This is a genomic window from Micromonospora sp. NPDC049114 (assembly GCF_040648635.1).
GTDB lineage: Bacteria > Actinomycetota > Actinomycetes > Mycobacteriales > Micromonosporaceae > Micromonospora.
In genome coordinates, this window is sequence record NZ_JBEZEA010000003.1 from 27,404 (window position 1) to 46,862 (window position 19,459).

The 19,459-nt window shown below is 70.7% G+C and carries 13 protein-coding genes; 6 read left to right on the forward strand and 7 right to left on the reverse strand.

All coding sequences use genetic code 11. The annotated features are described in order from the left end of the window. Positions 1 to 7 precede the first annotated feature (7 nt). Positions 8 to 1,303 (forward strand): glycosyltransferase family 4 protein, encoded by a 1,296-nt coding sequence (locus AB0B39_RS13115; RefSeq protein ID WP_357574405.1) that lies wholly within the window; start codon positions 8 to 10, stop codon positions 1,301 to 1,303. Positions 1,304 to 1,314: 11 nt separating this feature from the next. Here the strand turns inward: AB0B39_RS13115 and AB0B39_RS13120 are convergent, their stop codons facing one another. Genes AB0B39_RS13120 through AB0B39_RS13135 form a run of 4 tightly spaced genes read right to left on the reverse strand, consistent with a single transcriptional unit; the run spans position 1,315 to position 5,118 of the window. After that, positions 1,315 to 1,926 carry a DapH/DapD/GlmU-related protein gene (locus AB0B39_RS13120; protein WP_357574406.1) on the reverse strand — a complete coding sequence of 204 codons (612 nt, stop codon included), beginning with the start codon at positions 1,924 to 1,926 and terminating at the stop codon, positions 1,315 to 1,317. Next, complete coding sequence (locus AB0B39_RS13125; RefSeq protein WP_357574407.1) at positions 1,886 to 3,409, reverse strand: lipopolysaccharide biosynthesis protein; 1,524 nt, start codon at positions 3,407 to 3,409, stop codon at positions 1,886 to 1,888. Before AB0B39_RS13125 ends, AB0B39_RS13120 begins: the two co-directional genes overlap by 41 nt. Further along, the gene (locus tag AB0B39_RS13130; RefSeq protein WP_357574408.1) at positions 3,409 to 4,431 is read right to left on the reverse strand and encodes an NAD-dependent epimerase/dehydratase family protein; all 1,023 of its coding nucleotides are present in this window, start codon (positions 4,429 to 4,431) and stop codon (positions 3,409 to 3,411) included. Before AB0B39_RS13130 ends, AB0B39_RS13125 begins: the two co-directional genes overlap by 1 nt. 42 nt (positions 4,432 to 4,473) lie before the next feature. Further along, positions 4,474 to 5,118: an acyltransferase gene (locus AB0B39_RS13135; RefSeq protein ID WP_357574409.1), complete on the reverse strand. Its 645-nt coding sequence runs from the start codon at positions 5,116 to 5,118 to the stop codon at positions 4,474 to 4,476. 386 nt (positions 5,119 to 5,504) lie between these two features. Between AB0B39_RS13135 and AB0B39_RS13140 the strand changes: the two genes are divergently transcribed. Both AB0B39_RS13140 and AB0B39_RS13145 read left to right on the forward strand, forming a co-directional pair. Next, on the forward strand, positions 5,505 to 8,621 hold the full coding sequence (locus AB0B39_RS13140; RefSeq protein WP_357574410.1) for a M14 family zinc carboxypeptidase: 3,117 nt from the start codon (positions 5,505 to 5,507) through the stop codon (positions 8,619 to 8,621). A gap of 92 nt (positions 8,622 to 8,713) precedes the next feature. Beyond that, positions 8,714 to 9,634, forward strand: coding sequence for an NAD(+)/NADH kinase (locus AB0B39_RS13145; protein ID WP_234588068.1), 921 nt, complete (start codon positions 8,714 to 8,716; stop codon positions 9,632 to 9,634). Between the two features lie 56 nt (positions 9,635 to 9,690). On the opposite strand, the gene pgm is transcribed toward AB0B39_RS13145, so the two are convergent. Together pgm and glgC are read right to left on the reverse strand one after the other, a co-directional pair. After that, entirely contained in the window at positions 9,691 to 11,334 is a 1,644-nt protein-coding gene (gene pgm, locus AB0B39_RS13150; RefSeq protein ID WP_234588067.1) for a phosphoglucomutase (alpha-D-glucose-1,6-bisphosphate-dependent), read from the reverse strand. Between the two features lie 29 nt (positions 11,335 to 11,363). Then, entirely contained in the window at positions 11,364 to 12,596 is a 1,233-nt protein-coding gene (gene glgC, locus AB0B39_RS13155) for a glucose-1-phosphate adenylyltransferase (protein ID WP_357495032.1), read from the reverse strand. A 72-nt stretch (positions 12,597 to 12,668) separates the two neighbouring features. Here glgC and glgA point away from each other — a divergent pair, with 72 nt between their 5' ends. Continuing rightward, entirely contained in the window at positions 12,669 to 13,874 is a 1,206-nt protein-coding gene (gene glgA, locus AB0B39_RS13160) for a glycogen synthase (RefSeq protein WP_357574411.1), read from the forward strand. Between the two features lie 33 nt (positions 13,875 to 13,907). Here glgA and AB0B39_RS13165 read toward each other — a convergent pair whose 3' ends face one another. Further along, positions 13,908 to 14,852 (reverse strand): inositol-3-phosphate synthase, encoded by a 945-nt coding sequence (locus AB0B39_RS13165; RefSeq protein ID WP_357574412.1) that lies wholly within the window; start codon positions 14,850 to 14,852, stop codon positions 13,908 to 13,910. Positions 14,853 to 15,112: 260 nt separating this feature from the next. Here AB0B39_RS13165 and AB0B39_RS13170 point away from each other — a divergent pair, with 260 nt between their 5' ends. Then, on the forward strand, positions 15,113 to 17,365 hold the full coding sequence (locus AB0B39_RS13170; RefSeq protein WP_357574413.1) for a maltotransferase domain-containing protein: 2,253 nt from the start codon (positions 15,113 to 15,115) through the stop codon (positions 17,363 to 17,365). After that, the gene (gene glgB, locus AB0B39_RS13175; RefSeq protein WP_357574414.1) at positions 17,353 to 19,455 is read left to right on the forward strand and encodes a 1,4-alpha-glucan branching protein GlgB; all 2,103 of its coding nucleotides are present in this window, start codon (positions 17,353 to 17,355) and stop codon (positions 19,453 to 19,455) included. Before AB0B39_RS13170 ends, glgB begins: the two co-directional genes overlap by 13 nt. Positions 19,456 to 19,459: the final 4 nt, after the last annotated feature.

Consider the following 19,459-nt stretch of genomic DNA (forward strand, 5'->3'; position numbering starts at 1 on the left):
GGAACGCATGAAAAGCGACGAGACCCTCATCTCTCCAGCTCAGTCGGCAATTGCCTCGGGCGAGCCGGTGCCACGAGTGGTCATGGTGGCGGCGTACCGGTTCCCGCACGGTGACGCCATGTCCAATCGGCTGCTCCAACTGGCCCGCTCCGCGACTCCCCCGGGCGCGACAACCGTGATCGTGAACGACTGGCCTGGCACCGACCGTCCACCCGAGCCGGTCGCCCTGCCACCCGGACTGCGCCTGATCACGCTGTTCGCCGCCGGCGGGGGCGGCCGATTGCGGCGCTGGGTGCGCCGACAGAGTCGCCCACTGCGCGTACTCCGGGCCCTGCGCCGGGCGGGAATACCCACCGGTGAGATCACCGGCATCTGCCTTCCGCTGGGATTGTGGAACCTGAGCACCTGGATCGTGTTGCGGCTGACGGTGCGCTGCCCGTTGACGGTGGACGTCCTCGAACGGCACGAGCCCGGCCAGTTCCGTCACGGACGCCTGACGCCCTACTTCATCCGGCACCGGTGGCACTCGCTCCTCGCGGACCGGTTGGCGGACCAGGTCATCGCGATCTCCACGACGCTGCACCGACGCCTCGCCCGGCCGAACCGTCCCATCCTGGTGGTGCCGCCGCAGGTCGACCGCGCCGACTACCGCCAACCGGCGCCGCCCTCACTGACGAACGGCCTGCGGTTGCTGTACGCCGGCACCGCGGGGCCCAAGGACCGCCTCGCCGTGGTGCTGGAGGGCATCCGTCGGCTACCGGAGCCCGAGCGCCAGCGCGTACGCCTGACCGTGGCCGGGATGACCCGGGAGCAGACCGCAGCCATGTCCGACCTGGACGAGGGGGTCGTGGCGGACCTCGCCGAGCAGATCGTCTTTCTGGGCCGGGTGTCGCGTGACCGCGTCCTGGCCGAGTTGCGCGCTGCACACTTCTCGGTGCTGGTCCGACCCAGCGGGGGCTACGCCGAGGCGGGCTTCCCGTCGAAGGTCCCCGAGAGTCTGGCCGCCGGCTGCCCGGTGCTGCTCAACCACACCAGCGACCTGGCGACGTACATCGGCGACGGGCGAGAGGGCATCGTGCTGGCGGGGCCTGGCGCGGACGACGTCCGGGACGGCCTCGTGCGGGCGCTCACCCTCAACGACGCGCAGTGGTGGCAGATGAGCCACCACGCCCGGGAGCGGGCGTCAACGTTCGACTACCGCACCTGGGCGCCCGTGGTGAGCGCGTTTGTAGCCGGTCGGCGAAGCAGCCAGGACCAGGTGAGCGGGCCGGGCGGCGTCCACCCACAGCGGCGGGAGCAGTGACCAGCCCGCGATCACCCCACCGGACCAGTCGGTGCCGGTGGCTTACGGGCCGTGACGCCGCCCGCTGATCTCACCCCGCTGTCCGGGCGCCCCGACACGCCGTAGATCTCGCGGATCACCGCGGCCTTCTCCTGGGCCGGCAGGTGGCCGCAGCCGAGCGACTTGGCCTTCATCGCGGCGAGGTACTCGTCGGTGCTGCGCAGAACGCGGGCCGGCACGCCGGCGGCGACGCTGCCGTCCGGAACGTCACGGGTCACGACCGAGCCAGCCCCGATGACACAGCGATTTCCGATCCGCACCCCCGGCATGATGATCGACCGTACGCCGATGTAGACGTCGTCGCCGATGCTGATCGGCGCGGTCCATTCGAGGTCGGGGTGTTCCCTGCGCAGAATGAGAGTGCCGCCGTCGTGGGTGAGGAACTGCACCCCGGCCGTGATGTAGACGTTGTCGCCCAACGTGATCAGCCATGGCTCCGAGCCGAACATGCTCCGGTCGATGCCGTAGAAGCGCACCCGTCCGCGCAGATTCACCCCGATCGAACGCGCGAACTCCTCCGGGTCGCGGGCCGCCGCGCGTCGATCACGCAGGGCAGCGACGATGCCGCGGAACGTACTCACCATCATGCTCCATTTCGATCGGACTCGACTCTCTCGCTGGCACGCTTGCCAACGCCTTGCGGTATCCGGCGATGGCGACGGGAAGCACGGTGACCCCGTACGACAGCGCCGAGGCCAGCGCGACACCGGGCAGGCCTTCCCGGCCCGCCAGAAGGATCTTCAGCGGTACGGCGACGACCAGGCAGGCCGCCCAACCGAGAAACTGCGGCCCCAGCAGTCCGACGCTGTTCTGCACCATGAGAAGTGGCGCCGCGACAGCCACGAGGACCGACCACACGGCGAGCGCGGCGAACAGTGTGGTCGGAACCTGATCGAGGTCGTCCGACCGTACCCAGAGTCGGAGGATGTCATTACCGGCCAGCACGAGGCAGAGCGCGGGCAGCGTCACCGCAGCGGCGGACAGGAGGACCATCCGTCGGGTGCTGCGCCGGACCCAGCCCACATCACCACGGGCGAGCGCCTCGCCGTTGGCGGGCCACAGCGGCAGGTTCACCAGGGTGACGAACAGCGCCAGCACGGCGAACATCCGCAGGATCACCGCGTAGTTCGCGGCCGCGTGCAGACCGAGCACCCGGCCGACCAGGAAGCTGTCGATGTTGAGGGCGACGGAACTCAGCACGGAGAGCCCGAAGAACCGGGACCCCAACCGGAGCAGCCCGCGCGCCTTCGCGGCGCGCACGTCCCTGACCCGTGGTCGCAGGTCGGGTCTCTGCCAGCGGAAGAAGCAGATCGAGTTGGCCAGGTTCATCAGGGGGACGGCGAGCACCGCGGCCGCGATCACCAGGACCGGATCGGCGTTCGCGGTGACAGCCGCCACCACCAGACCCGCCGAGACCAGACTGCCGCCCGCCTGCCAGAGGTTGCTCTGCCCGACCTGCTGGTGGGCGTACTGCACCCGCTGGATGAGGGCCAGCGGAATGTTGACGAGAAAGGCGCCGAAGCAGAGCAGCACGACCCCTCGGGCGTCCCGGGCCACCGCCGGATCCGCGACGTTCAGCAGCGCCGGCCAGGACACCAGCCGGACGGTGCTCACCAGCACCAGCATCAGCGTTACCGCCAGCGAACCGAGCAGGGCGTAGGCGCTGGCGATCTCTCGGGCCGCCGCGGCGCGATCACCTGTGGCGTGAAGCCGCGAGAGCCGGGTGAGCAGGCCGTTTCCGAGGCCGAAGTCGGCGAACAGCGCCATCGCGGTCAGCGACGTGATCGCCATCCACATGCCGTACCGCTCGGAGCCGAGGTAGTGGAAGGCCGCCGGGGTGATCAGCAGGGGCGCGACCAGGCCGACGGCCTTGCCCGCGAACGATGACGCGATGCCGGTGACCAGCGCTCTGCCCCGCGAGCGTCGCGCCACCGACAGGTCGTCCTCGCGCGCCTCCGACTCCGCCCTAGCCGCCCGTCTCGTCGACGTGGTGTCGGCGGGCCCGGCGTCGACCGCGTCGACAGGAATGGGCGGGGCCGCCCCGGCGCCCGGAGGCCTGTCGACCATCAGGCGGGCTGCTTCAGCACATGCGCTTCGAACCATTCGACGGTGGCCCGCAGGCCGTCGATCCGGGGAGTGGGCACCACGTCGGGAAAGAGTGAGCGGAGCACCCTGTTGTCGGCCTCGGAATGGCGGACGTCACCCGGGCGCGGCGCCACGTGCTGCCGGGTGATCGGGCGGCTGATGATCTGCTCCAGTTCGGACACCACCGTGTGCAGCTCCGCCCGGGCGCCGAAGGCGAGATTGACCGGCTGAGGATGGGCGACCGAACGTTCCACCGCGTCGAGCAGCACCGCGCAGACCGTCTCGACATAGGTGAAGTCGCGGGACTGCCGACCGTCCCCGTGCAGCTCGACAGGCTCGCCGCGCAGGGCCGCGTAGATGAAACGGGGGATGACAGCCGCGTAGCCGTGATCGTGTCGCTGGGCCGGGCCGTAGACGTTGAAGAACCGGAACGCGAGCGTCGGAAGACCGAAGGACGCCTGGTACGCCAGCGCGTATGCCTCGGTGGCCAGTTTGCTCACCGCGTACGGGCTGAGCGGGCGGGTCCAGGCGAGCTCGGTCTTGGGCAGCACCGGGTTCGCGCCGTAGACCGAGGAGGACGAGGCGACGACGACGTGGCCCACCTCGTGGCGGCGAGCGGCCTCCAGCACCCGCAGCGTGCCGGTGGCGTTGGCGTGGTGCGACGCGATCGGGTCACGCAGCGAACGCGGCACGCTGGGCAGCGCCGCCAGGTGCACCACCGCGTCCCGGCCGGCCATCGCCCGATCCAGCGCCTCGTCGTCGAGCATCGAACCCGGAATGGTGTCGACGTCGAGACCGTCGAGGTTGCTCATCCGCCCCGTCGCGAGGTCATCGAGGATCCGGATGTCGGTGACGGTGCGGCGCAGGACCGCGGCACGGGCCAGGTTGGAGCCGATGAATCCCGCGCCGCCGGTGATGAGTAGTCGCATGCGTTCCGCCTTCACGCCCCGTTGAGTGGTCATCCGGTCCAACGACTCTCCCCGGAGGCTGTCACGCTTCGTCATCGTGCCACTACGAAATGACACCGACGGGTCGATCAAGCGACATCAGCTGCCGGCGGTCGCGGAGGAGACCGGCCGGGCCGGCGACCCCGCAAGGTCCGACAACGCCGCCAGCTCCGCAGCGGCCAGCCGACGGTCCGGAGGGTAGAGCTGCTGTTCGTGCGCAAGGATCGTCTCCACCGGCCAGCGCAGCCGGATGACTCGGGCCGGATTGCCGGCGACGATCGCGTAGGGCGGCACCGACCGGGTCACCACCGCGCCCGCCCCGACCACGGCGCCCCGACCGATCGTCACACCATGGAGGATGACGGCACGGGTGCCCACCCACACGTCGTCGCCGATCGCCACTCCCCGATCGAGAGCCCCGTCCGAAGCAGACTTCTCGACAGAGATCATCGGGACGCCGACCCGGTCGATCCGATGATTGCCGCCCCGGATCGTGACCTCGGGGCCGAACATGACGTTGTCACCGATCCGGATCCGCGATCGAGCGGCGATGATGATCGGACGGTGACCGAGGTCGACGTTGTGGCCGACCTCGATCGTCTCGTAGGTGTAGACGCCATCGGGATCGAAGGTGAAGTTGTCACCTCGGGCGGCGAACCGGCCGACGGTCGCTAGGCCGCGGACGCCCCTGCGGACCCTCGTGCCGCTGACCCAGATCAGGTCCAGCAGACGGGCGACCCCCACGACCACACGCGCGGGACGGTACGACGACACGCGCATCAGACTCCGCACCGCCCGACAGCGACAGCTTCCCGCTGGGCCACCTCGTGGACCTGACGCATCGAGCGCCTCCCTCGCCAGACTCCGGCGACACCACTTCGGACACGGAACAGCGTACGGACCATTGGTCGGCTTGATGGTCTATTGCGTGTTTCACTGCGGCTGGCGGGATTCATCATCCTTCGTACAACGAACCGGTGCTCCGGTGGCAGCCGCCCCGCGCCCGCTCTGACCGTCACGCCAGGCGTCCGCATCGACACGTTCAGCGACCTCGCACCCGTCGACCTATTGACACCGGTCACGCCGCACCGAAGGCTCGCGCCTACAGGTCCTTCACCCAAGGAGGCGCGATGAGACCGAGACGACTGGCGATCGCCGGCGTGGTCACCCTGCTCGGCGCCGTGGCGCTGGCCCCGCCGGCGAGCGCGCGGCCACCATCGGATCCGGGTGCCCGGGAGGGCCTGGAGGTGTACGTCGGCACTGTCGACGCGAAGCAGCGCGACCTGCTGCGCGAGGCCGGGGTGGACCTCGGTCACGACGCCACTGCGGACTCCACCGGCCGCACCGCCGTCGAGACGGTCCTCACTCCCCGGCAGGCGAAACGGCTGACCGACCGGGGCGTACCCCTGCGGGTGAAGAAGGTCCGCGGCAAGGACGCCTCGCAGGCGCTGCGGGAGCAGTCGGCGGCGGGCTGGTCGGCGTTTCGCCCGTACAGCGAGCCGGGTGGCCTGCGCGACGAGCTCAGCGCCACGGCGGCGCGGTTCCCGAAGCTGACCAAGTTGGAGACCATCGGCAGGACCCAGCAGGGTAAGCCGATCCTCGCCGTCAAGGTGACCAGGGACGCGAGGAAGGTCCGCGACGGTCAGCGACCGGCGGTGCTCTACGCCGGCGCCCAGCACGCCCGCGAGTGGATCACGCCGGAGATGACCCGCCGGCTGATGCACCACGTGCTCGACAGCTACGGCACGAACCGGGAGATCACCCGCCTGCTCGACACGACCGAGCTGTGGTTCCTGCCGGTGGCCAACCCGGACGGCTACGACTACACCTTCACCCCCGGCAACCGGCTGTGGCGCAAGAACCTGCGCGACAACGACGGCGACGGCCAGATCGGCCCCGGCGACGGCGTCGACCTCAACCGCAACTTCGCCTACAAGTGGGGGTACGACAACGAGGGCTCCTCGCCCGACGCCAACAGCGAGACCTACCGGGGCCCGCGCCCGGCCTCGGAGCCGGAGACGAAGGCGCTGGACGGGCTGCTGCGGCGGGTCGGCTTCGAGTTCTTCGTCAACTACCACTCGGCGGCCCAACTGCTGCTCTACGGCGTCGGCTGGCAGGTGAGCACGCCGACACCCGACGACGTGATCTACCAGGCGATGGCCGGTGACGACGCCCACCCGGCCGTTCCCGGCTACGACCCGGACATCTCCGCCGAGCTGTACACCACCAACGGCGACACCGACAGCCACGCCACCGTCCGGTACGGCACGTTGGGCTTCACCCTGGAGATGTCGACCTGTGACTCCGCAGCGAACGTCGACCCGGACGACCAGTGGCGCCCGGAGGACTGCGTCAGCGACTTCATCTTCCCCGACGACGAGACGCTGATCGCCGGCGAGGTGAGCAAGAACCTGCCGTTCGCGCTGGCCGTGGCGAAGTCCGCGGCCGACCCGGACGACCCGGTGTCGGTGGTGGGCCGCAGCACCCCGGACTTCGTGGTGGACGCCTTCGACACCTCGTACGGGCGCACCCAGCAGGTCGCCTCGATCACCCGCCGCGCCCTGAAGAACGTGCGGATGCACTACGTCGTCAACGGTGGCCGACCGAAGACCGTCGGGGTCCGCGAGTGGCGCGGCGGCGAGCGGTACGGCGACACCAACGACGACTACTACGCCGAACTGCGCGGCACGGTCACCGGCACGAAGCCCGGCGACCGGGTGGAGGTCTGGTTCACCGGCGTCAAGCAACGCGCCAAGGCGACGGCGGGCAGGGTGGTGGCCAGCGAACACTTCACCTACCGGGTGCACACCGACATCGGCGGTGACGTGCTCGTCCTCGCCATGGAGGACGTCACCGGGTTGAGCCCGACGCAGACCGGCACCACAGCGAAGTACGCCGACGAGGTCGCCGCGTCGCTGACCGCCGCCGGGCGCAGCAGCGACGTGTACGACTTCGACGCGATGCGGCGCGCGGCCCCGCACCCGCTCGGTGTGCTGTCGCACTACAAGACGGTGGTCTGGGAGACCGGCGACGACGTCATCCTGCGCTCGCCCGGCCAGGTGGCCGGCACCGCGGCCAAGGCGGCGCTGGACACCGAACTGGCCGTGCGGGACTACCTCAACGAGGGCGGCAAGCTGCTCGTCAGCGGCCAGTACGCCCTCTACGCCCAGGGCGCCAACGGGTCGTACGTCTACCACCCGGACGCGCCGCCGGAGTGCACCGACGGCGACGATGCCACCTGCCTGCCGCTGCTGAACGACTTCCAGCAGTACTGGCTGGGCGCCCACACCTACGTCAGCGACGGCGGCACCGGCACGGACGGTCCGTTCCCGATCCACGGCTCCGAGGGGGCGTTCGCGGGCTTCGACGGCACCCTCAACGCGGCGGGTTCGGCGGGCAACCAGGAGCACACGGCCTCGTTCCTGACCACGTCGAGCTTCCTGCCGGTCGACCAGTTCCCCCAGTTCGCCAGCTCCGCGCCGGTGGACTGGGTCCGCCCGGGGTCGGCGCCGTTCGACCCGCGCACCGGTGACTGGTACCTGTGGAGCGGGCAGGCCGACGAGTCGTACAAGCGCCTCACCCGCACGGTGGACCTCTCGGGGGCCACCAGCGGTGAGTTGCGGTTCGCCGCCTCGTACGACATCGAAGCGAACTGGGACTTCATGATCGTCGAGGCGCACGAGGTGGGCAGCGACGACTGGACGACCCTGCCCGACGCCAACGGGCACACCGGCCGGGAGACCGGGGAGAGCTGCGAGTCGGGTTGGCAGACCCTGCACCCGTTCCTGGGGCACTACCAGGGCGCGGACTGCTCGGCCACTGGCAGCACCGGGGAGTGGCACGCGGTCACCGGCGCGTCCGGCGGCTGGCAGGACTTCTCGATCGACCTGTCGGCGTACGCCGGCAAGCAGGTCGAGGTGTCGATCTCGTACGTCTCGGACTGGGGCACCCAGGGCCTGGGTGTCTTCCTGGACGACGCCCGGGTGCTCGTCGACGGGGCCACGGTCACCGAGACCTCGTTCGAGTCCACCGACCTGGGTGGTTGGGCGGTGGCCGGGCCGCCCGCGGGTTCCGGAGGCAACACCACCGACTGGTCGCGCAGCCAGCAGGCGTTCGAGGAGGGGTCGGTGGTGGTCACCACGGACACCGTGTACCTCGGCTTCGGGCTGGAGGGTCTGCCGCCGGCGGCCCGCAACGACCTGGTCGCCCGCTCGCTCACCCACCTGACCGGCCGGCCGCGCCGCTGACGCCACGACGGGGCGCCGGCGGTCCGTGGACCGCCGGCGCACCTTCCCCGGTACGCCGGACGCGTCCGACGCCGGTGTGGTGAGCTGTACGGGTGTCGGGTCTGGGACTGGTACTGCACCCCACCCGGGATGTCACCGAGGTGGTCGGGATCATCGAACGGTGGGCTACGCGCCACCACAAGTCGCTCTACGTGCGCGCCCAGGACAAGCACCGCGTGCCGGCCAACGTCGAGCCCCTGCCGGAGGACGAGGTCGCCGTCCGCGCCGACGCCTTGATCAGCATCGGCGGCGACGGCACCATGCTGGGCGCGCTGCGCTCCGCCATCCGCGATCCGAAGCCGGTGCTCGGCGTGCACCTGGGCCGGCTCGGTTTTCTCGTCGAGATCGAGCCGCCGGCGCTGCCCGAGGCGCTGAGCCGGCTGCTGTCGAAGGACTTCACGATCGAGTCGCACGCCTGCCTGGCCTGCGACGTGTGTGGCGACGACGTGGTGGCGTTCAACGACATCGCGCTGGTCCGGCGGCCCGGCTCGGGCTTCGTCACCGCCACCCTGGCCATCGACGGGCAGGAGTACGGCTACTACCGGGCCGACGCCGTGGTGGTGAGCACGCCGATCGGCTCCACGGCGTACAGCTATGCCGCCGGCGGTCCGCTGATCTCCCCGGCTGCGGACGCGGTGGTCGTCACCCCGTCGGCGCCGATGGCCGGCATCTCCCGCTCGGTGGTGCTCTCCGGGGACGAGAAGATCCGGCTGGAGTTGGAGCCGCACTCGTCGGCAGTCGTGGTGGAGATGGACGGGCTGGTGTTCCGGGACGCGGCGGACGAGGGCGCGGTTGACATCAGCTACCGGCGCAACGCGGGGCTGGTGGTGCGCTTCGACCCGCTGCGGTACCAGGAACGCAACCAGTTGAAGATGAGCCTGCTCGACCTGCCGTTCCTTCCCGAACAGCTCAAGGCACTACTCCCGAAGGAACTCCAGAACCCCAACGAAAACGAAATCCCCCCACGCTGCTAACCACCCCACCCCACCCCACCCCACCCGGGCCGAGGGCCGGGGTGGGGGTGGGTGGGTCAGGCTTGGGACAGGGCCTGGTCTACCAGGGTCTTGGCTTCTTCCTGGATCTTCTTCAGGTGGTCGGGGCCCTGGAAGGACTCGGCGTAGATCTTGTAGACGTCTTCGGTGCCCGAGGGCCTCGCGGCGAACCAGCCGGACTCGGTGCTCACCTTGAGGCCGCCGATCGGGGCGTTGTTGCCCGGGGCGGTGGTCAGGGTCGCGGTGATCGGCTCACCGGCCAGCTCGGTGGCGTCGACCTGATCCGGGGAGAGCTTGGCGAGCACGGCCTTCTGCTCCCGGGTGGCCGGGGCGTCGATCCGGGCGTACGCGGGCGCACCGAACCGCTCGGCCAGCTCCGCCCAGTGCTCGCTCGGGCTGCGCCCGGTGGTGGCCAGGATCTCGGAGGCGAGCAGGCAGAGCAGGATCCCGTCCTTGTCGGTGGTCCAGGTGGAGCCGTCGCGGCGCAGGAACGACGCCCCGGCGCTCTCCTCACCGCCGAAGCCGACCGAACCGTCGAGCAGGCCGGGCACGAACCACTTGAAGCCGACCGGCACCTCCAGCAGCGGCCGGCCCAGGTCGGCGGCCACCCGGTCGATCATCGAGGAGGAGACCAGGGTCTTGCCCACCGCGGCGGCCGGACCCCAGTCGGCGCGGGTCCGGAACAGGTGCCCGATCGCCACCGCCAGGAAGTGGTTGGGATTCATCAGGCCGGCGTCGGGGGTGACGATGCCGTGCCGGTCGGCGTCGGCGTCGTTGCCCGTGGAGATCTGGTAGTCGGCGCGGGCGGCGATCAGGGACGCCATCGCGTTCGGCGAGGAGCAGTCCATCCGGATCTTGCCGTCCCCGTCGAGGGTCATGAACCGCCAGGTCGGATCGACCGTCGGGTTGACCACCGTCAGGTCCAGCCGGTGCCGCTCGGCGATCTCGCCCCAGTACGCCACGCTGGCCCCGCCCAGCGGGTCGGCGCCGATCCGGATGCCGGCGTCGCGGATCGCGTCGATGTCGATCGCCGCCGGCAGGTCGTCGACGTAGTTGGCGAGGAAGTCGTACTCCCCGGTGGTGTCGGCGGCCCGGGCCCGCGCGTAGGTGATCCGGCGGACCTCCTTGAGCCCGGCGGCGAGGATCGCGTTGGCGCGGTCCTGGATCCAGCGGGTGACGTCGGTGTCGGCGGGCCCGCCGTTGGTGGGGTTGTACTTGAAGCCGCCGTCGTCGGGCGGGTTGTGCGACGGGGTGATGACGATGCCGTCGGCGAGCCCGCTGGTGCGACCCCGATTGTGGGTGAGGATCGCGTGCGACAGCGCCGGGGTGGGGGTGTACCCGTCGCGGCTGTCGAGAAGCACGGTGACCCCGTTGGCGGCGAGCACCTCGAGGGCGTCCACGGCGGCCGGCGCGGAGAGCGCGTGCGTGTCCCGGGCCAGGAACAGCGGGCCGTCGAGGCCCTGCTCCCGCCGGTAGTCGCAGAGCGCCTGGGTGACCGCGAGGATGTGGTCGGAGTTGAACGCGTTGCGCAGGCTGGAGCCCCGGTGGCCGGAGGTGCCGAAGGACACCTGCTGCGCCGGGTCCGCGGGGTCCGGATGCTCGGCGTAGTAGGCGGTCACCAGGCGCGGCACGTCGACCAGGTCGGCGGGCTCGGCGGGCTGGCCGGCACGGGGATGGGTCACGGGGGTCTACCTCCTTGATAGTGCGACTGTCACGGCTCGACCCGCTGGCCCTTGCCGATCACCACGATGCCGTTGTCGGAAACGGTGTAGCGCTGCCGGTCCTTCTCCAGGTCGACGCCGATCTCGGCGCCCTCGGGGACGAACACGTTCTTGTCCAGGATGGCCCGGCGCACCACCGCGTGCCGGCCGATCTCGACACCCTCCATCAGCACCGAGCCCTCGACGTGCGCCCAGGAGTGCACCCGCACCTTCGGCGACACGATCGAGTTCTCCACCAGCGAGCCGGAGATCACCACACCCGGCGAGACCATCGAGCCGACCGCGCGGCCGACCCGCTCACCCCACTGGTGGACGAACTTCGCCGGCGGCCACGGCGGCTGCTCCGTGTAGATCGGCCACTCGAAGTTGTAGAGGTTGAACACGGGGTGCACGTTGATCAGATCCATGTGCGCGTCGTAGAACGAGTCGAGCGTCCCCACGTCGCGCCAGTAGCCACGGTCCCGGTCGGTGCTGCCCGGCACCTCGTTGTCGCGGAAGTCGTAGACGTTCGCCTCGCCCCGCTCGACGAGCATCGGGATGATGCTGCCGCCCATGTCGTGCTTGCTGGACTTGTCGGCCGCGTCCCGCTCGACCGCCTCGCACAGGGCGCGGGTGGTGAAGACGTAGTTGCCCATCGAGGCGTAGATCTCGTCGGGCGCGTCCGGCAGGCCAACCGCGTCGGTGGGCTTCTCGCGGAACGCACGGATCTTCCGGCCGTCCTCGCCTACCTCGATGACACCGAACTGGTCGGCCATCGAGAGGGGCTGCCGGATGCCGGCGACGGTCACCGCCGCGCCGGAGGCGATGTGGTCCTCCACCATCTGCCGCGGGTCCATCCGGTAGATGTGGTCGGCGCCGAAGACGATCACGTAGTCGGGCTGCTCGTCGTTGATGAGGTTGAAGCTCTGGTAGATGGCGTCGGCCGAGCCGGCGAACCACCACGGGCCACGACGCTGCTGCGCGGGCACCGGGGTGACGTAGTTGCCGAGCAGCGTGGACATCCGCCAGGTCTTGGTGATGTGTCGGTCGAGGGAGTGGGACTTGTACTGGGTCAGCACGACGATCTTGAGATAGCCGGCGTTGGCCAGGTTGGAGAGGACGAAGTCGACCATGCGGTACATCCCGCCGAACGGGACGGCCGGCTTGGCCCGGTCCGTGGTGAGTGGCATCAGGCGCTTGCCCTCCCCACCCGCCAGGACGATCGCGAGCACCTTGGCAGCCATGCCCCGACGCTATCCACCCGCGTCGGACTTCACCACTCGTACGGGGAGTCTTCTGCACTAGGGTGCGGGGTCATGACGGAACCCACCCCGCTGCGCGTCGATCTGCTCACCCGCGAGTACCCACCGGAGGTCTACGGCGGCGCGGGCGTGCACGTCGAGTACCTGGCCCGGGAGTTGCGCCACCTCACCGACGTACGCGTGCACTGCTTCGGCCTGCCGCGCACCGAGCCGGGCGTCACGGCGTACACCGATCCGCCCGGCCTGACCGGCGCGAACGCCGCGCTGCGGACGATGGGTGTGGATCTGGAGATGGCCGCCGGCGCCGCCGGCACCGACGTGGTGCACAGCCACACGTGGTACGCGAACATGGCCGGGCACACCGCGAAGCTGCTGCACGGGGTGCCGCACGTGCTGACCGCGCACAGCCTGGAACCGCTGCGGCCGTGGAAGGCCGAGCAGCTCGGCGGCGGTTACACGCTCTCCTCCTGGATCGAGCGCACCGCGATGGAGGCCGCCGACGCGGTGATCGCGGTCAGTGCGGGAATGCGCAACGACGTGCTCGCCGCCTACCCGCAGGTCGACCCGGACCGGGTCCGGGTGGTCTACAACGGCATCGACACCGTGCAGTACGCGCCGGACTCCGGCACCGACGTGCTGGAGCGGCTCGGCATCGACCCCACGCTGCCCAGCGTGGTGTACGTGGGCAGGATCACCCGGCAGAAGGGCCTGCCGTATCTGTTGCGGGCGGCCCGGGAACTGCCGGCCGACACCCAGCTCGTGCTGCTCGCCGGCGCACCCGACACGGCCGAGATCGCCGCCGAGGTCCAGGAGCTGGTCGCCGAGCTGCGGGCCAACCGCTCCGGCGTGGTCTGGGTGGCCGAGATGCTGCCCAAGCCCGAGGTGATCCAGGTGCTCACCCACGCGACAGTCTTCGTCTGCCCCTCGGTGTACGAGCCGATGGGCATCGTCAACCTGGAGGCGATGGCCTGCGAGACGGCGGTGGTGGCGACCGCTACCGGCGGCATCCCCGAGGTGGTGGCCGACGGCGAGACGGGCCTGCTGGTGCCGATCGAGCAGGCCACCGACGGGTCGGGGACGCCGCTGAAGCCGGAGACGTTCGTCGCGGACCTGGCGGCGGCGATCAACACGCTGCTCGCCGACCCGGCGCGTACCGAGCGGTTCGGCCTGGCCGGTCGGCGGCGCGCGGTGGAGCACTTCTCCTGGGACGCGATAGCCCGGCAGACCCTCGACGTGTACCGCTCGGTGCTGGTGGCCTGACAGCGCCCAGCCCGTCGACGATGCCCGGCCGATCTAGATCGCCGTTCCGGGTGGGGACTTGAGCAACGACGTCGCCTCAGCAGGGTGACCACCGTGGCCGTTGCGGAGCGCGCTCGCCGCTATGCGGATGAGGTCGATGTTGACCCCGGCGGCGCCGCTCGGGTCGTCCACCTTCAGCTTCACGTCGAGGCTCACCACCGTCTCGCCCCAGCCCTGCGCCTCGATGTTGAGGTGCGCCACCTTCTGTGATCCCAGGTGCGGCAGATAGCCGAGCGGGGCCACCTCGACCCGGTCGGCGTCCGGCAGGGCGTTGAGCTTGGACTGCTTCTTGGTGTTGGGGTTCTCGACCAGGTTGCGGAAGTCCTCGGTGCCGCCCAGGTTGACCTGGTAGGAGCTGACGAGCGTGAGGCCCCGTTCCCGGAGCAACCGCAGCAGCGCGTTGTGCACCACCGAGGTGCCGAACTGGCTGGCCAGGTCGTCTCCGAGCAGCGGCAGACCGGCCGCTTCGAACCCGCTCATCACGTCCGGATCGCGGGAGATCGGGTCGGCGGTGGTGTTGATGAAGGCGACGCCTGCGGTACGCGCCGCCTCGGCGTACGCCCGGGCGGTCTCCGGTCGGCCACTCGGCGCCGAGTAGAGCAGCACCTCCGCCCCGGCCAGTGCCGCCGCCACCCGGTCCACCCCGGCCGAGTCGACGAGTCCCTCGGTGACGGCGACACCCGCCTCGGGCAGGTCGCAGTCGAGTCGGGGGAAGTTGTTGGGCGGCAGGAAGATCGCCTCGGTCAGATCCCGGCCGATCTTCTCCCGGGAGGTGGCGAAGGCCGCGACGAACTCGATGTCGCCCACCGCGAGCCCGTCGACGATCGGCCTGCGGACACCCACCAGACTGCCGCTGTGGCGGTGGAGAGCGATTCCCTGCACCAGCGCGGAGGTGTTGTTGCCGACGCCCACGACCGCGACCTTCACCTTTTCGATCATGGCCGGAGGCTACGGCACCTGCGCGCACACCGTGGTGCGGTGATCCGCTCCGGCCAGCCCGGCGACGGGCCTCGATCGTTGTCAGTTGAGCAATTCGACGCGCCGAGGGTGCTGCTGCTGAGGTGCCAACGATCCGGGCGGGGCGCGGGGTAGGTCCCGCGACACGCCCTGGAACACCTGGGCATCCGATGTCATCGCGCAGAAGGGCACCTGGCGGGCTTGGCCGCGCGCGAGCCGATCTCGCACAGTAGGTTGGCGGGGTGACAGGACGGTTCCCGATCGAAGACGTCTCCCCCGTCGTCTCGTGCGGGCGGTACCCGGCCAAGGCAGTCGTCGACGAGCCGGTTCCGGTGTCGGCGCGCGCCTACCGGGAGGGGCACGACGCGCTGGGCTGCAACGTGGTGTGGAGCGGCCCGGACGGCGAGCAACGGCCGTTCACCCGGATGCGCCCCGGCGAGCCCGGCCAGGACCGCTGGCACGCCACGATCCGCCCGGACGCCGTCGGCTCCTGGACCTTCTCCGTCGAGGCGTTCGGAGACCCGTACCTGACCTGGCAGAACGCGGTGACCAAGAAGATCGCCGCCGGGCAGGGGCCGGAGGACCTGGCCAACGACCTGGCCGAGGGCGCACGTGTGCTGGCCGCCGCCCGCGAGCTGGTGCCGGCCGCCGACCGGGCCCGCCTCGCCGACGCGCTCACCGCCCTCGTGGACACCGGCCTTCCGTTGCCGCAGCGCGTCGACCCGGCGCTGGCCCTGGCCGACCTGCTCTGGGAGCACCCGGTGCGGGAGCTGGTGACCGCCGGTGAGGCGTACACCCTGTGGGTTGACCGCAAGCGGGCCCTCTTCTCGGCCTGGTACGAGTTCTTCCCGCGCTCCGAAGGAGCGGCGGGTGGGCGCTCCGGCACCTTCGCCACCGCGACCGAGCGGCTGCCGGGTGTGGCCGCGATGGGCTTCGACGTGCTCTACCTGCCGCCGATCCACCCGATCGGCCGGGTCAACCGCAAGGGCCGCAACAACGCGCTCACCGCCGGACCGACCGACGTGGGCTCGCCGTGGGCGATCGGCGCCGCCGAGGGCGGCCACGACACGATCCACCCCGACCTGGGTACGCCGGCAGACTTCCGCGCCTTCATCGAGGCGGCCGCGGCGCAGGGCCTGGAGGTGGCGATGGACCTGGCGTTGCAGTGCGCGCCGGACCACCCCTGGGTGACCGAGCACCCGGAGTGGTTCACCACCCGGGCCGACGGCAGCATCGCGTACGCGGAGAACCCGCCGAAGAAGTACCAGGACATCTACCCGGTCAACTTCGACAACGACCCGGAGGGCATCCGCGCCGAGGTGCTGCGGGTGGTGCTGCACTGGGTTAGCGAGGGCATCCGGATCTTCCGGGTGGACAACCCGCACACCAAGCCGTTCGACTTCTGGCACTGGCTGATCGCCGAGGTCAAGACTGTCGATCCGGACGTGCTGTTCCTCGCCGAGGCGTTCACCCGGCCGGCCATCATGCACGGGCTCGGCAAGATCGGCTTCACGCAGTCGTACACCTATTTCACCTGGCGCACGACGGCCGCCGAGATGCGGGAATACTGCGAGGAGCTTGTCGCCTCGGCCGACCACATGCGGCCGAACTTCTGGCCGAACACGCCGGACATCCTGCACTCCTCGTTGCAGCACGGCGGCCCGCCGATGTTCAAGATCCGGGCGGTGCTGGCCGCGCTGCTCTCCCCCTCCTGGGGCCTGTACGCCGGCTTCGAGCTGTTCGAGCACGTGGCCCGGCCCGGCGCCGAGGAGTACCTGGACAACGAGAAGTACGAGCTGCGCCCCCGCGACTGGGCCGCCGCCGAGGCGCAGGGCCGCTCGCTGGCGCCGTTCCTGGCCACGCTCAACCGCGTACGCCGAGACAACCCGGCGCTGCACCAGCTCCGCAACCTGCGCTTCCACGAGATCGACAACCCCGCGCTGCTGTGCTGGTCGAAGCACGACCCGGACACCGGCAACACCGTCATCGTGATCTGCTCGTTCGACTCGCGCGAGGTGCAGTGGGGCAACACGACGCTCGACATGCCGGAGCTGGGGTTCGACTGGCACGAGCGGTTCACCGTGTACGACGAGCTGACCGGCACCAGCTACGACTGGGGTCAGCGCAACGCGGTGCGGCTCGACCCGTACCTGCAACCGGCGCACGTGCTGACCGTCCGCCGCCCGGTCGCGCCCACCGCGCCGGCACCTGCCGCCGTCGAACCGGCGGACCTCACCGTCACCGACGTCCCGGACGACCTGTCCGGCGGCACCGCCCCGACGACCCCGGCCCCGACGGCGGGCGCTGGACCGGCGACGGCCGGCGCTGAACCGGCGGCGACCGGCGCTGGGACGGCGGTTCGTTCGTCCGCTCCCCGACCGGCCCCTCCCCGCCCGGCACCTCCCCGCTCGGCCGGGGGCCGCCCGGCGAAGCCCCGCCCGCCCGCCTCCGCACCGACCGAAGCCGCCCCGAAGGACGACCGATGGACCAGCTGATCACCGGCGTGACGCACGACCCGCACGCGCTGCTCGGCGCGCACCCCGCCGACGGGTGGACGACGATCCGCACGATGCGCCGGGGCGCGGGCGACGTGCTGCTGCTCGTCGGCGACGAACGGCACCCAATGAAGCGGGTGCACGACGTGGGCGTCTTCGAGACCCACGTCGAGGGCACGGTGCTCGACTACCGGGTGGAGGTCGACGGCACCGTCCACGACGACCCGTACCGCTACCCGCCCACCCTCGGCGAGCTGGACCTGCACCTGATCGGTGAGGGCCGGCACGAGCGGCTGTGGGACGCGCTGGGCGCGCGGGTCTTCGACGAGGGCGTGGCGTTCAGCGTCTGGGCGCCCAGCGCGCGCGGCGTGCGGGTGATCGGTGACTTCACCGGCTGGGGTGCCGACGACGGCTGGCCGATGCGGTCGCTCGGCTCCAGCGGCGTGTGGGAGCTGTTCGTCCCCAACGCCAGGGTCGGGGCCCGCTACAAGTACCGGGTGCTCGGCGCCGACGGGCAGTGGCGGGACAAGGCCGACCCCATGGCGGCGTACGCCGAGGTGCCGCCGGCCACCGCGTCGGTGGTGCACCACTCGACGTACCGGTGGAACGACGCGGACTGGCTGGCCCGGCGGGCCGAGCGTCAGCCGCACCAGGAGCCGATGAGCGTGTACGAGGTGCACCTCGGCTCCTGGCGGCCCGGCCTCGGCTACCGCGAGCTGGCCGAGCAGCTCACCGCGTACGTCACCGAGCTGGGCTTCACGCACGTGGAGTTCCTGCCGGTGATGGAGCACCCGTTTGGCGGTTCCTGGGGCTACCAGGTGACCGGTTACTACGCGCCGACGTCCCGCTTCGGTGACCCGGACGAGTTCCGCCACCTCGTCGACTCCCTGCACGCCGCCGGCATCGGCGTGATCCTGGACTGGGTGCCCGCGCACTTCCCCAAGGACGAGTGGGCGCTGGCCCGCTTCGACGGCACCCCGCTCTACGAGCACCCCGACCCGCGGCGCGGCGAGCACCCCGACTGGGGCACGTACGTCTTCGACTTCGGCCGCCGCGAGGTGCGCAACTTCCTGGTCGCCAACGCGCTCTACTGGTGCGACCAGTTCCACGTCGACGGGCTGCGGGTCGACGCGGTCGCGTCGATGCTCTACCTGGACTACTCCCGCGACGAGGGCCAGTGGGCCCCCAACCAGTACGGCGGTCGGGAGAACCTGGAGGCCATCGCGCTCATGCAGGAGGTGAACGCGACCGTCTACAAGCACCACGCCGGCATCGTGATGATCGCCGAGGAGTCGACCGCCTGGCCGGGCGTCACCCGGCCCACCGCCGACGGCGGGCTCGGCTTCGGCTTCAAGTGGAACATGGGCTGGATGCACGACACCCTGCTGTACACCTCGAAGGACCCGATCTACCGCCAGCACCACCACCACCAGCTCACGTTCTCCCTGGCGTACGCCTGGAGCGAGAACTACGTGCTGCCGATCAGCCACGACGAGGTCGTGCACGGCAAGGGCTCACTGGCCGGCAAGATGCCCGGCGACACCTGGCAGCGGCTGGCCAACGTCCGGGCGCTGCTCGCGTACATGTGGGCGCACCCGGGCAAGCAGCTCCTCTTCATGGGCTCCGAGCTGGCCGACGACCGGGAGTGGAGCGAGGAACGCGGCCTCGACTGGTACCTGCTGCACGACCCGGCCCGCGCCGGCGTGCAGCGACTCGTCGGTGACCTCAACCGCGTCTACCGGGCCACCCCGGCGCTGTGGGCCCAGGACACCGAGCCGGCCGGGTTCCGCTGGATCGCCGGCGACGACGTCGCCAACAACACCGTGTCGTTCATCCGGATCGCCCCGGACGGCTCGACGCTCGTGTGCGTGGCGAACTTCTCCGCCCAGCCCCTGCACGACTACCGGATCGGGTTGCCGGCCGGCGGAACGTGGACCGAGGTGCTCAACACCGACGCGCACCACTACGGCGGGTCGGGCGTGGGCAACCTGGGTGCGGTGCACGCCGAGGACGTGCCGTGGCACGGGATGGTGGCGTCGGCGGCACTCCAGGTCCCACCGCTGGGCGTCATTTGGCTCCGCCAGGGCTGAATCT